Source organism: Nonomuraea sp. KM88 (genome assembly GCF_052245635.1).
In the GTDB taxonomy this organism is placed as follows: Bacteria; Actinomycetota; Actinomycetes; order Streptosporangiales; family Streptosporangiaceae; genus Nonomuraea.
In genome coordinates, this window is the sequence record NZ_JBQQCC010000008.1 from 58,742 (window position 1) to 72,168 (window position 13,427).

The 13,427-nt window shown below is 70.7% G+C and carries 10 protein-coding genes; all 10 read left to right on the forward strand.

Annotated elements, in window-relative coordinates; translation table 11 throughout:
• Positions 1–24 precede the first annotated feature (24 nt).
• The 10 genes from ACTWPV_RS23905 to ACTWPV_RS23950 all read left to right on the forward strand — a co-directional run bounded on the left by ACTWPV_RS23905 (position 25) and on the right by ACTWPV_RS23950 (position 13,408).
• Positions 25–3,672: a nitrate reductase subunit alpha gene (locus ACTWPV_RS23905; RefSeq protein WP_443153477.1), complete on the forward strand. Its 3,648-nt coding sequence runs from the start codon at positions 25–27 to the stop codon at positions 3,670–3,672.
• Positions 3,672–5,318: a nitrate reductase subunit beta gene (narH, locus tag ACTWPV_RS23910; RefSeq protein WP_347647752.1), complete on the forward strand. Its 1,647-nt coding sequence runs from the start codon at positions 3,672–3,674 to the stop codon at positions 5,316–5,318. The genes ACTWPV_RS23905 and narH overlap by 1 nt, the downstream gene beginning before the upstream one ends.
• Positions 5,315–5,932 (forward strand): nitrate reductase molybdenum cofactor assembly chaperone, encoded by a 618-nt coding sequence (gene narJ, locus ACTWPV_RS23915; protein ID WP_443153478.1) that lies wholly within the window; start codon positions 5,315–5,317, stop codon positions 5,930–5,932. Before narH ends, narJ begins: the two co-directional genes overlap by 4 nt.
• Entirely contained in the window at positions 5,929–6,642 is a 714-nt protein-coding gene (gene narI / locus ACTWPV_RS23920; protein WP_443153479.1) for a respiratory nitrate reductase subunit gamma, read from the forward strand. Before narJ ends, narI begins: the two co-directional genes overlap by 4 nt.
• Positions 6,643–6,961: 319 nt before the next feature.
• On the forward strand, positions 6,962–8,146 hold the full coding sequence (locus tag ACTWPV_RS23925) for an RNA-guided endonuclease InsQ/TnpB family protein (RefSeq protein ID WP_443153480.1): 1,185 nt from the start codon (positions 6,962–6,964) through the stop codon (positions 8,144–8,146).
• Entirely contained in the window at positions 8,056–8,373 is a 318-nt protein-coding gene (locus ACTWPV_RS23930) for an FCD domain-containing protein (protein ID WP_443153481.1), read from the forward strand. The genes ACTWPV_RS23925 and ACTWPV_RS23930 overlap by 91 nt, the downstream gene beginning before the upstream one ends.
• A gap of 87 nt (positions 8,374–8,460) precedes the next feature.
• Positions 8,461–9,906: an argininosuccinate synthase gene (argG, locus tag ACTWPV_RS23935; protein ID WP_443153482.1), complete on the forward strand. Its 1,446-nt coding sequence runs from the start codon at positions 8,461–8,463 to the stop codon at positions 9,904–9,906.
• Between the two features lie 63 nt (positions 9,907–9,969).
• Positions 9,970–11,151, forward strand: coding sequence for a hypothetical protein (locus tag ACTWPV_RS23940; protein ID WP_443153483.1), 1,182 nt, complete (start codon positions 9,970–9,972; stop codon positions 11,149–11,151).
• A gap of 716 nt (positions 11,152–11,867) precedes the next feature.
• Positions 11,868–12,581 (forward strand): thioesterase II family protein, encoded by a 714-nt coding sequence (locus ACTWPV_RS23945; protein ID WP_347647765.1) that lies wholly within the window; start codon positions 11,868–11,870, stop codon positions 12,579–12,581.
• On the forward strand, positions 12,578–13,408 hold the full coding sequence (locus tag ACTWPV_RS23950) for an SDR family oxidoreductase (RefSeq protein ID WP_443153484.1): 831 nt from the start codon (positions 12,578–12,580) through the stop codon (positions 13,406–13,408). The genes ACTWPV_RS23945 and ACTWPV_RS23950 overlap by 4 nt, the downstream gene beginning before the upstream one ends.
• The last annotated feature ends 19 nt before the right edge of the window (positions 13,409–13,427 follow it).

The window sequence follows — 13,427 nt, forward strand, 5'->3', positions numbered from 1 at the left end:
CGTGACGGCAGGAAGACGAGTGATATGACGGCGATGGACGGGCCTGTCAGCGACGCGTTGCTGAAGATGGGGCGGCATCTCCGGTCCGGGACGGTCTCGCCGGATCTGCGCACCCTGCACCAGGTGGGCGGGCGCCAGGGTGACGCGTTCTACCGCGACCGCTGGAGCCACGACAAGGTGGTGCGCTCGACCCACGGCGTGAACTGCACGGGTTCGTGCTCGTGGAAGGTCTACGTCAAGGACGGGATCATCACCTGGGAGGCGCAGGAGACCGACTACCCGAGCGTCGGCGGCGACCGGCCCGAGTACGAGCCGCGCGGTTGCCCGCGCGGCGCCGCCTTCTCCTGGTACACCTACTCGCCCACCCGGGTGCGATACCCCTACGCGCGCGGCGTCCTGGTGGAGATGTACCGCGAGGCGCGGGCCAGGCTCGGCGACCCGGTCGAGGCGTGGGCGGAGATCACCACGGATCCCGCCAGGCGGGAGCGCTACCAGTCGGCGCGCGGCAAGGGCGGGCTGGTCAGGATCGGCTGGGACGAGGCCGTCGAGATCGTCGCCGCGGCCCACGTGCACACGATCAGGGAGTACGGCCCCGACCGCGTCGCGGGTTTCTCCCCGATCCCCGCCATGTCGATGGCCTCGCACGCGGCCGGCGCCCGGTTCGTCTCGCTGATCGGCGGCGCGATGTTGTCGTTCTACGACTGGTACGCCGACCTGCCGGTGGCCTCGCCCCAGGTGTTCGGCGACCAGACCGACGTGCCCGAGTCGGCCGACTGGTGGGACGCCTCCTACCTGCTGGTGTGGGGCTCCAACGTGCCCGTCACCCGCACCCCCGACGCGCACTACATGACCGAGGCACGTTACCGGGGCCAGAAGGTCGTCATCGTCAGTCCCGACTTCAGCGACGCCGCCAAGTTCGGCGACGAGTGGCTGGCCCCTCACCCCGGCACCGACGGGGCGCTGGCCATGGCGATGGGCCACGTGATCCTCAAGGAGTTCTTCGCCGACCGCGAGACCCCTGCCTTCACCGGCTACGCCAAACGCTTCACCGACCTGCCGTTCCTGGTGCGGCTGCGCGAGCACGACAGCGGCGGGTACGTGCCCGACAAGTTCCTCACCGACGCCGACCTGCGCGAGGGCGAGGGCGACGCGTTCAAGACGGTGCTCATCGACGCGCGCACGAGCGAGCCGGTGGTGCCCAACGGCTCGCTCGGCTTCCGCTACCGCCCCGACGGCGAGGGCCGGTGGAACCTGGACCTCGGCGCGGTCGACCCGGCGCTCACGCTGCTCGGCGGGCAGGCGGTGAAGGTCGCCCTGCCCCGCTTCGACCTGCCGGGCGGCGTGCTGCACCGGGGCGTGCCGGTCATGGAGGTGGGCGGGCACCTGGTCACGACCGTGTTCGACCTGCTCATGGCGCAGTACGGGGTGCCGCGCGACCTTCCGGGCGAGTGGCCGCGAGGCTACGACGACGCGGCGCAGCCGTACACGCCGGCCTGGCAGGAGGGCATCACCGGCGTGCCCGCGGCGAGGGCGGCCCGGATCGCCCGCGAGTTCGCCACGAACGCGGAGGAGTCCGGCGGCCGGTCGATGATCATCATGGGGGCGGGGGCGAACCACTGGTTCCATGCCGACCAGATCTACCGCTCCTTCCTCACGCTGACCACTCTGACCGGCTGCCAGGGCGTCAACGGCGGCGGCTGGGCCCACTACGTCGGCCAGGAGAAGGCCCGTCCGATCACCGGGTGGGCGCATCTCGCGTCGGCCCTGGACTGGTCGCGCCCGCCCCGGCACATGATCAGTACGGCGTACTGGTATCTGCACACCGACCAGTGGCGCTACGACACCTACAGCGCCGACACCGTCGCGTCGCCGCTGGGCCGGGGCGCGTTCGCCGGGAGGTCCACCGCCGACCTGATGTCGGCCTCGGCCCGCATGGGGTGGATGCCGTCGTATCCGACGTTCGACCGCAACCCGCTCGACCTGGCCGACGAGGTGGCGGCGTCGGGGCAGGAGCCGGGCGCGTACGTCGCGGGCCGGGCCGCCTCCGGCGAGCTGGGCTTCGCCTGCGAGGACCCGGACGCGCCCGCCAACTGGCCGCGCGTGCTGACCGTGTGGCGGGCCAACCTGCTGGGCTCGTCGGCCAAGGGCGACGAGTATTTCCTGCGGCACCTGCTGGGCGCCGACGCGTCGCTGCGGGCCGTCGAGGCCGCGCCCGAGCAGCGACCCGACGAGGTGACCTGGCGGCCGGAGGCGCCGCGCGGCAAGCTCGACCTGCTGCTGTCGCTGGACTTCCGGATGACGTCCACGACGTTGTTCTCCGACATCGTGCTCCCCGCCGCCACCTGGTACGAGAAGCACGACCTGTCCTCGACCGACATGCACCCGTTCGTGCACGCCTTCAGCCCGGCCATCGACCCGCCCTGGCAGACGCGTACCGACTTCGCCGCCTTCCACGCCATCGCCAAGGCGTTCAGCACCCTGGCCGCCACCCACCTCGGGGTGCGCCGCGACCTGGTGGCGGCGCCGCTGCTGCACGACACCCCCGACGAGTACGCCACCCCGCACGGCCGCGTGGACGACTGGCGGCGCGCCGGGACCACCCCTGAACCGGGCAGGAACTTCCCGAAGATCACGATCGTGGAGCGCGACTACGCGGCCGTCGCCGACAAGATGGCCGCGCTCGGCCCGCTGCTGGACACCCTCGGCGCCACCACCAAAGGGCTGACGTTCCAGGTGGGCGAGGAGGTGGAGCGGCTGCGCCGCAGGAACGGCGCCGTACGCGACGGCGTGGCGGCCGGGCGGCCGTCGCTGGCCCGCGACATCGACCTGTGCGAGGCGATCCTGGGGTTGTCGGGCACCACGAACGGGCGCCTGGCCGCGCAGGGCTTCGCCACGCTGGCCCGCCGCACGGGCACGTCCTTCGACGGGCTGGCCGACGAGCACAAGCAGATCACGTTCGCCGACACGCAGGCCAGGCCGGTGGCGGTGACGACGTCGCCGGAGTGGTCGGGCATCGAGACCGGCGGCCGCCGCTACTCGGCCTTCACCATCAACGTCGAGCACCGCAAACCCTGGCACACACTCACCGGCCGCCAGCACTTCTACCTCGACCACGACTGGATCCACGAGGCCGGCGAAGCCCTGCCGGCCTACCGGCCGCCGCTCGACATGACCGCGATGTTCGGCGAGCCCGGCGTGGGGGAGAGCGGCGAGAACGGCATCGCCGTGCGCTATCTCACGCCGCACTCCAAGTGGTCGATCCACTCCGAATACCAGGACAACCTGCTCATGCTGACGCTGTCGCGGGGCGGGCCGAACATCTGGATGAGCCCGGCCGACGCGGCGAAGGCGGGCATCGCCGACAACGACTGGGTGGAGGCGGTCAACCGCAACGGCGTCGTCGTGGCCCGCGCGGTCGTCTCGCACCGGATGCCCGAAGGGACGGTGTACATGTACCACGCCCAGGAGCGCGTGGTGGACGTGCCCAAGAGCCAGACGTCCGGCCGGCGCGGCGGCATCCACAACTCCCTGACCCGGCTCCTCATCAAACCCACCCACCTGATCGGCGGCTACGCGCAGCTGAGCTTCGCCTTCAACTACCTGGGGCCGACCGGCAACCAGCGCGACGAGGTCACCGTGATCCGCCGCCGCAGCCAGGAGGTCGATTACTGATGCGCGTCATGGCGCAGCTGGCCATGGTGATGAACCTGGACAAGTGCATCGGCTGCCACACCTGCTCGGTCACCTGCAAGCAGGCCTGGACCAACCGCTCGGGCACCGAGTACGTCTGGTTCAACAACGTCGAGACCCGCCCCGGCCAGGGCTACCCCCGCACCTACCAGGACCAGGACCGGTGGAAGGGCGGCTGGGAACTCAACCGGCGCGGCCGGCTGAAACTCAAGGCGGGCGGCCGGCTCAGGAAGCTCCTCTCCATCTTCGCCAACCCGCTGATGCCCTCCATCCAGGACTACTACGAGCCCTGGACCTACGACTACGACCAGCTGTTCTCCGCGCCCATGCAGGACGACACCCCGGTGGCGCGGCCCCGCTCGCTCATCACCGGCCGGCCCACCAAGATCAGCTGGAGCGCGAACTGGGACGACGACCTGGCCGGCGGCCCCGAGCTGGCGCCCGCCGACCCGGTGCTGCGCAAGGTGTCGGACCAGGTGAAGCTGGACTTCGAGCGGGCGTTCATGTTCTACCTGCCGCGCATCTGCGAGCACTGCCTCAACCCCTCCTGCGTGGCGTCCTGCCCGTCGGGGGCGATGTACAAGCGCTCAGAAGACGGCATCGTGCTGGTCGACCAGGACCGCTGCCGGGGGTGGCGGATGTGCGTGACCGGCTGCCCGTACAAGAAGGTGTACTTCAACCACCGCACCGGCAAGGCCGAGAAGTGCACGTTCTGCTTCCCGCGCGTCGAAGTGGGCATCCCCACGGTCTGCTCGGAGACGTGCGTCGGGCGGCTGCGCTACATCGGGCTCGTCCTGTACGACGTCGACCGGGTGGCCGCGGCGGCCTCCGTTCCGGACGAGAAGGACCTGTACCAGGCGCAGAAAGGTGTCCTGCTCGACCCCCACGACCCCGAGGTGATCGAGGCGGCCCGCAGGTCGGGCATCCCCGATGACTGGCTGGACGCCGCCCGCACGTCCCCGATCCACAAGCTGATCTTCGACTACGGGGTGGCGCTGCCGCTGCATCCCGAATACCGCACAATGCCGATGGTCTGGTACATCCCGCCGCTGTCGCCCGTCGTGGACGTGCTCTCCGAGTCCGGGCACGACGGCGAGGACGCCGGCAACCTGTTCGGCGCCATCGAGGCGCTGCGCATCCCGATCGGCTACCTGGCCGAGCTGTTCACCGCCGGCGACCCAGAACCGGTGCGCGCGGTGCTGCGCCGCCTGGCCGCGATGCGCTCGTACATGCGCCGGCTCAACCTGGGCCAGGACCCCGACGAGTCGATCGCCGCGGCCGTCGGCATGGACGGCCCGCGCATCGAGGACATGCACCGGCTGCTGGCCCTGGCCCCCTACGACGAGCGGTACGTCATCCCGAAGGCGCACGCCGAGCAGGGCGCCCGGCTGGAGGAGACGGCCACCGGCTGCAGCCTCGACTACGAGGGCGGCCCCGGCATGGCCGGCCCGTTCGGCGAGGCGTCGGGGCGGCCGTCGCCGATCGCGGTGGAGAGCTTCCACGCCCTGCGCGAGCGGCAGGCAGGCGACGAACTCGACGAGGCCGACGAGCTGCGCGGCCGGGTCAACCTGCTCAACTGGGACGGCAAAGGCACGCCCGACGGGCTGTTCCCCAGGAGGAAGAAGTGAACGACGGCGACCTGCGCAGTGCCCACATGGTGGCCTCGGTGCTGCTGGGCTACCCCGACGAGCGGCTCTACGGTTCCCGGCAGGTGCTGGTCGAGGCGGTGGCCGCGCTGCCCTCGGGGGAGGTCCGCGACCGCCTGTCGGCCTTCCTCGGACACGCCGCCGGCACTTCTGAGGCGGACCTGGCCGCCCACTACGTGGCGACCTTCGACCTGAAACGGCGCTGCTGCCCGTACCTCACCTACTACGCCTACGGCGACACCCGCAAACGCGGCGCCGCACTGCTGCGCTTCAAGCACGCGCTGCACACCGCGGGCTTCGAGCTCGCCGACGGCGAGCTGCCCGACCACCTGGCCGTGGTGTGCGAGCTGTCGGCACGCGGCGCCGTCCGCCCAGCCCGGCGGCTGATGACCGAGCACCGCGCCGGCATGGAAGTGCTGCGCGCGGCGCTGGAGGACGAGCGCTCACCGTACGCCGGCGTCGTCGCCGCCGTCCTGGCCACCCTGCCCCCGGCCCGCGCCCGCGAACGGGAAGCCGCGCTGCGGCTGGCGGAAGAGGGGCCACCCGCCGAGGCCGTCGGCCTGGAACCCTACGCGACCATGGAGGCCGGCCGATGAGCATCCTGCTCTGGGTGGTCCTGCCGTACGTGGCGCTCACCGTGTTCGTGCTCGGCCACGTGTGGCGCTACCGCTACGACAAGTTCGGCTGGACCACCCGCTCCTCCCAGATGTACGAGTCACGGCTGCTGCGCGTCGGCAGCCCGCTGTTCCACTTCGGCATCCTCGTCGTCGCGCTGGGCCACATCGGCGGCCTCGTCATCCCCAAGAGCTGGACCGAAGCGGTGGGCATCAGCGAAGGGCTCTACCACCTGCTCGCCGTCGTCCTCGGCACGATCGCGGGCGTGGCGACGGTGGGCGGCATGGCGATCCTGATCTACCGGCGCCGTACCGTGGGCCCGGTCTTCATGGCCACCACCCGCAACGACAAGCTGATGTACGCCGTCCTCGCCCTCACGATCGCCCTCGGCCTGGCCGCGACGGTCGTGGCCAACGTCGTCGGCGGCGGCTACGACTACCGCACCACCGTCTCTCCCTGGTTCCGGTCGATCTTTTACTTCCGTCCGGAACCGGCGCTGATGGCGAGCGCGCCCCCGCTGTTCCAGCTGCACGCGCTCAGCGCGCTCGTGTTGTTCGCCATCTGGCCCTTCACCCGGCTGGTGCACATGCTGACCGCTCCCGTCGGCTACCTCACCAGGCCCTACATCGTCTACCGCAGCAGGGACGAGGCGCGGCCGGCCACCCGGCGCGGCTGGGAACCCTCCCGCTAGGTCACGGGATCAGGTCACCGGCAGGGCGGTGGCCAGCAGGATGAGTCGAGGATCTGCTCGCCGGTCATGAACGCGACGTCCTTGTGGGCCCTGATGTGCTGCAGCGCCTGCTCGAAATACCGCAGCCGGTGCGGGACGCCATCAGAGTCTCCCGAGGGGATCGCCTTGAGGCGACGGGGGAATCGGGAGCGAGAGGGCTGTCAAGGCCCGAGCGTGCCCTGACCTGTCAGGTCCGCGCATCACGAATGTCCTTCCTGATTTTGTCGGCCCCAGCCGATATTGTGGTGGTGTCATTACCGAGCGTGATGGGAGGTGGGGTGTGCGCAGGTCGTTCCGATTCCTGCTGCGCCCCACCGCCCGGCAGGCGGCGGCGCTCGCGGCGTGCCTGGAAGACCACCGCCAGCTCTACAACGCCGCTTTGGAGCACCGCCGCACCGCCTACGCCAGGGCGGGCGTGAGCGTCCGGTACGGTGATCAGTCGGCCGAGCTGAAACACATCCGCGCCGACGACCCGGACGGGCAGGCGCGTTGGTCGTTCTCCTCCCAGCAGGCCACCCTGCGACGGCTCGACAAGGCGTTCCGCGCGTTCTTCGACCGGGTCAAGGCCGGACGCACGCCGGGCTTCCCGCGTTTCAAGGGGCGCGGCCGGTTCGACACCGTCGAATGGCCCAAGGACGGCGACGGCTGCCGGTGGGACTCCCAACCCGGCCACCCGACCGCCACCTACGTGCGGCTGCAGGGTGTCGGGCATGTGCGCGTCCACCGGCACCGGCCCGTGCGCGGCCAGGTGAAGACGGTCAGCGTCAAGCGCGAGGGCTCGCGCTGGTTCGTGGTGCTGTCGTGCGACGACGTGCCCGCCGAACCGCTGCCCGCCACCGGCGTGGCGACCGGGATCGACATGGGGGTGGCCTCGCTCGTCACCACCTCCGACGGTGGCCGGGTGGCCAATGCGCGCCACCTGGCCGCCACCGCCGGCCGTCTGGCGGACGCCCAGCGAGACCTCGCCCGCAAGAAACGGGGTTCCAAGCGGCGGCGCAAGGCGGTGGCCCGCGTGGCCGCGCTGCACGCCAGGGTGCGCAGGCAACGTCTGGACGGCGCGCACAAAGCCGCGCTCGCCCTGGTCCGTGCCTATGACGTGATCGTGCACGAGGACCTGCGGATCGCGAACATGACCCGCTCGGCGGCGGGCACGAGCGAAGCTCCCGGCCGGAATGTCGCCGCCAAGTCCGGCTTGAACCGGTCGATCCTGGACGCGGGCTGGGGGGTGTTCCTGACGATCCTCGCGCACAAGGCTGAAAGCGCCGGTCGCAAGCTGATCGCGGTGAACCCTGCCGGCACCTCCCGCACCTGCGCCCGCTGCGGGCACTGTGCGAAGGAGAACCGCGTCACCCAGGCCGGGTTCGCCTGCACGGCGTGCGGGCATGCCGCGCACGCCGACGTGAACGCGGCGGTCAACATCTTGAGGGCAGGGCTTGCCCTTCGCCAGGCTGCGCAAGCGGCTTAGCGAGAAGCCGCTCCCTTCAGGAAGCGGAGGAGTCACGATGTACGGGTGCACGAGACCAGGGGGAAGTCACCGAGCAGCACCGGGCCATCGTCGCCGGGATCCGCGCCGGGGATCCGGAGGCGGCGGAGAGGGCGGCCAAGGCGCACATCGAGGCCGCGGGGCGGGCGTACAAACCGGCTTCGGAGAACGAACCCCGAGCGGCCGCGGCCACGCAGCCCACCCGCTGAGCCGTTCTCCGGGAGATCGCGACACGGCGGAGGGCCTTCGCATGATGATGTTGCATGATCATGCATGACTATGTATATACTTCACGCGTGTCCAAGGTTCTCACTTCTCTGCCTGTCGGCGAACGTGTCGGCATCGCCTTCTCCGGCGGCCTCGACACCTCGGTAGCGGTCGCGTGGATGCGCGAGAAGGGCGCGGTGCCGTGCGCGTACACCGCAGACATCGGCCAGTACGACGAGCCCGACATCGCCTCGGTGCCCGGGCGCGCGACGGCCTACGGCGCTGAGGTCGCCCGGCTGGTCGACTGCCGGGCCGCCCTCGTGGAGGAGGGCCTCGCCGCTCTGGCCTGCGGGGCGTTCCACATCCGCTCCGGCGGCCGGGGCTACTTCAACACGACCCCGCTGGGGCGGGCGGTCACGGGCACCCTGCTGGTGCGCGCGATGCTCGAGGACGGCGTGCAGATCTGGGGCGACGGCTCCACCTTCAAGGGCAACGACATCGAGCGGTTCTACCGCTACGGCCTGCTGGCCAACCCGTCGCTGCGCATCTACAAGCCGTGGCTCGACGCCGGTTTCGTCAGCGAGCTCGGCGGCCGCACCGAGATGTCCGAGTGGCTGCTGGAGCACGGCCTGCCCTACCGCGACAGCACGGAGAAGGCCTACTCCACCGACGCCAACATCTGGGGAGCGACCCACGAGGCCAAGGCGCTGGAGCACCTCGACGCCGGCATCGAGACCGTCGAGCCGATCATGGGCGTGCGGTTCTGGGACCAGAACGTCGAGATCGCACCTGAAGACGTCACCATCGGCTTCGAGCGCGGCCGCCCCGTGACGATCAACGGCAAGGAGTTCGCCTCCGCCGTCGACCTGGTGCTGGAGGCCAACGCCATCGGCGGGCGGCACGGCCTGGGCATGTCCGACCAGATCGAGAACCGCGTCATCGAGGCCAAGAGCCGGGGCATCTACGAGGCGCCGGGCATGGCGCTGCTGCACGCGGCCTACGAGCGGCTGGTCAACGCGGTCCACAACGAGGACACCCTCGCCGTCTACCACAGCGAGGGGCGCCGGCTCGGCCGCCTGCTGTACGAAGGCCGCTGGCTCGACCCGCAGGCGCTGATGTTGCGCGAGTCGCTGCAGCGCTGGGTCGGCATGGCGATCACCGGCGAGGTGACGCTGCGGCTGCGGCGCGGCGAGGACTATTCGATCCTCGACACGTCGGGGCCGGCGTTCAGCTACCACCCGGACAAGCTCTCCATGGAGCGCACGGAAGACTCCGCCTTCGGGCCGGTCGACCGCATCGGCCAGCTGACCATGCGCAACCTCGACATCGCCGACACCCGCGCCAAGCTGGAGCAGTACGCCGGGCTCGGCATGGTCGGCGCCGACCACTCGGCGTTGATCGCCGCCGCGCAGGCGCCCTCGACCAGGCTGATCGGCGCGATGCCGGAGGGCGGGGCCGAGGCGATCGCCTCCCGTGGCGAGGCCCCCGAGGACGAACTCCTCGACCACGCCGCGATGGAGTCCGGCACCGACTGACTCCGCTCCAGCAGACCTGGGCCCCGTACGCCGCAATCGTCGGAGAACGCGGCGAGGAGGCGTATGGACGAGGGCATGTCGCTGACGCAGCTTGCCCATCGGCTGGAAGAGGTGGTGGGCGAGCTCCGCGGCATCCCCGTCGACGTCGAGCGGCTCGAAGACAGCGAGCTGGTACGGCAGCAGATCGCGCAGTTCGCCGGTTCCGCCCGCGAGCTGCGCGCCATGCATCCGGTGGGCATGCCCGCGCGGGGCCGCGAGGAGCAGAAGAGCCGGCGCAGCGTGCTCGACGCCCTGCGGCGCGGCATGACGATGCGCACGATCATCCACTCCGGTGTGCTGGACGACCCGTACAAAGCGGCCCGCATCAGGGAGCTGCACGCAGCCGGCGACCTGCACCGGGTCGTCAACGAGCAGATCCAGCAGCTGCTCGTCTTCGACCGCGCGGTGGCGTTCCTGCGCATCACCCCCGTCGCCTACGCGCCCGGAGCCCTGGTGATCAGGCAGCAGAGCCTGATCACCACCCTCATCGACCTGTTCGAGCAGACGTGGGCGAGGGCCAGAGAGGTCACCGAGCCGGCGCACCGGCTGACCCCGCGCGAGCGCGAGGTGCTGGCGCTGATCGCCGAGGGCCGCTCCAACAGCCAGGCCCACCGCGTTCTCGGCCCAGCCCCCACGTGGGCGCGAGCCGGCATGCGCTTTACTAACGGCGTGCAACGTATGACTGGATTATTGGTCGGTGCGGTCTTCGGCGCGGTCTTCGTCGTCGTCAACGCGCAGAGCCCGCTGAACACCGTGACCGTGAATGTGCTGCGGGTGGCCGCCTGTCTGGCCGCCGCGGGGGTGCTCGCCATGTGGTTCGCCACCGCCAGGAGAGAACGGCAAGGGGCGGAGGCGCGGCGCGGCATGTTCGGCCGTGGCTATCTGCTCATCGTCGCCGCCGAGGTGATCCTGCTGTTCGGCGGGCTCAGGGTGCTGTCCGCCTGGGGGCTCCCCGAGCAGGCCAACGTGGCCTGGGTGGCGCTGGTGGTCGGCGTGCACTTCGTCGCGTTGGCGCCCGTCTGGAAGGACTGGAGCATCGCCGTGCCCGGCGTGGTGCTCACCCTGCTCGGCGTCGCCGGGCTCGTCACGACGCCGACGGCGGCCGTGGCGTGGGTGCCGGTCGTCAGCGGCGTGCTGTCGGGCGTCGTGCTCCTGGCCGGCGCCGTCACCCTGGGCTGGCGCGCCGTCCTGCGCCCGGCGGCCTGACGGTCTGCGCCGACGAGCTCCGTCGACTCGTTGGACAACCCTTCCTCCTCAGAGAACGCGCTCGTCAGCCCCGCGCGTCCAGCGGGGGCCGAAGCCGGGCGAACAGGCCGCGCTCGCCCCGGTTCGCAAGCCTCGAACCCGCATGCACCCGAGAGATGCGATCAACCCGCCGTCTCACATTCTGACACAGGTGATTTACATACGGCTACCCCAAACTTTAGATTCAGGTCATACGCTCTCGGGCGCATGTTTCCTGGCAAAGAATCAGGGAGACATGCGGGCGCCCGATGGAACGATGCAAGATCCGCCGGACCCACACCGGAGACGGCTGTATAGCAGCAGGTCGGAACAGCAATGGCAGGCCCTCGAAGCAGGGTCCGGCCTGTGACGCCGGAGGGCACCGACCCGCCACCGTCTGTCACAGGATCTTCATGTTCGGCTTGACCTAAAGGACCGAAACTCCGTAGTTTTGGCCGTCGTTCGGCATGCTTGGGGCCGCAACGAGCGATGCGCGACGCCCGCCCCGGGCCCGGCCCGGCTTGAGGTCGCGAATGGACGGGGGAGGCGATAGAGGCCAGCGGTCCGACCAGGAGCATCACCCAAAGTCACCGGGTTGGACCACTACGTAATCGGCTGAGGAGATACTCACCCGAACGGTGACGTCCCCGCAGGCCAGGATTCCGCCTCTGGACGATCGATCGGAGAAAGTCCGCTTCATGGAACCCACGTACCTTGTCTGCCTGCCCTTCGCCGGCGCTGGAGCGTCGTTCTTCCGTGGATGGCAGCGGCAGGCCCCCGACGAACTGAACATCCTGCCGGTGCAGCTGCCCGGCCGCGAAGAACGCTTCAACGAAGCCCCCTACACCGACGTCACCCGCGCTGCCGAGGCGGCCTGCACCCAGGTCCTGGCCAGGATCGACGGCGCGACCCCGCCCGTGGCGCTCTTCGGCCACAGTCTCGGCGCCGTGCTCGCGTACGAGCTGGCGAACCACCTCGCGAACGTCAGAGGCGTGCGGCCGGAACGGCTGTTCGTGAGCGGGTCGCCCAGCCCGCACGACGGGCGCGAGACCAAGGCCAGCGGCCTCAGCGACGACGAGTTCCTGGCCAGGGTCAGGGAGTTCTCCGGTTACACGCACCCGGCCCTCGAAGACCCGGAGATGCGTTCGCTGCTGCTGCCCGTGATCCGGGCCGACGTCGAGATGCACGAGACGTACGAGCCCGCCACGGACAAGCCGCTGCCGATCCCGGTCACCGCGCTGCGCGGCCGCGACGACGAGCTGGTCGACACAGCGCAGCTCGCGCAGTGGGGGCGAGTCACCAGCACGGAGTTCAGCACCGCCGAGCTCGACGGCGGCCACATGTACCTGGCCGACGACCCCACCCCCCTGCTCCAGCTGATCACGGACGAGCTCTCCAGGGCAGGCACGTGACGCTGCGCCTGGCCGGGAAGACGGCCGTCATCACCGGCGCGGCCCGCGGTCTCGGACGCGCCACCGCCCAGGCATTCGCCCACGAGGGAGCCGACCTGGTGCTGATCGACATCGCGCGCGACCTGCCGGGCGTCCCCTACCCGCTGGGCTCCGCCGGCCAGCTCCGGCACACCGAGGAGCTCTGCCGCCAGGCCGGCGTCGCCGTGCTGGTCAAGGAGGCCGACGTACGCGACCTGAGCGAGGTCGAGGACGCGGTGAGCATCGCGGTCGACCGGTTCGGAGGCGTCGACGTGCTCGTCAACAACGCGGGCATCGCCGCCCCGTCAGGCAAGGTGACGCACGAGATCGACGAGCACGAGTGGCAGCTGATGCTCGACGTCGACCTCTCGGGCGCCTGGCGGGCCATCCGCGCGGTCGGCAAGCTCATGTCCGAGCGCGGCTCGGGCAGCATCGTCAACGTCGCGTCCACCGCCGGGCTGGTGGGCTACCGGAATTTCGCCGGCTACGTCGCCGCCAAACACGGTCTCATCGGCCTGACCAAGGCGGCGGCGCTCGACTACGCCCCGCGCCAGGTGCGGGTCAACGCGGTGTGCCCCGGCTCGGTCAGGGACGACCCGCAGGTCGAGGGCCGGATGCTGGCGGAGATCGCCCGCTCGCTCGACGTGCCCGTCGGCACGCACGAGGAGACGTTCCTGCAGGCCCAGCCGGCCAACGCGCTCATCGAGCCCGACGCCGTGGCCTCCGCCGCCGTGTGGCTGGCCTCCGATGAGTCCCGCCAGGTCACCGGCAGCGTGCTCACCGTCGACGGAGGCTTCACCACGCGCTGACGCCCCGCCGACCCGGCCG

Bases quoted from the DNA above. Each gene is read 5' to 3' on its own strand.
- ACTWPV_RS23905 (WP_443153477.1), top strand. From the start codon at position 25: ATGACGGCGATGGACGGGCCTGTCAGCGACGCGTTGCTGAAGATGGGG.
- narH (WP_347647752.1), top strand. From the start codon at position 3,672: ATGCGCGTCATGGCGCAGCTGGCCATGGTGATGAACCTGGACAAGTGC.
- narI (WP_443153479.1), top strand. From the start codon at position 5,929: ATGAGCATCCTGCTCTGGGTGGTCCTGCCGTACGTGGCGCTCACCGTG.
- ACTWPV_RS23940 (WP_443153483.1), top strand. From the start codon at position 9,970: ATGGACGAGGGCATGTCGCTGACGCAGCTTGCCCATCGGCTGGAAGAG.
- ACTWPV_RS23945 (WP_347647765.1), top strand. From the start codon at position 11,868: ATGGAACCCACGTACCTTGTCTGCCTGCCCTTCGCCGGCGCTGGAGCG.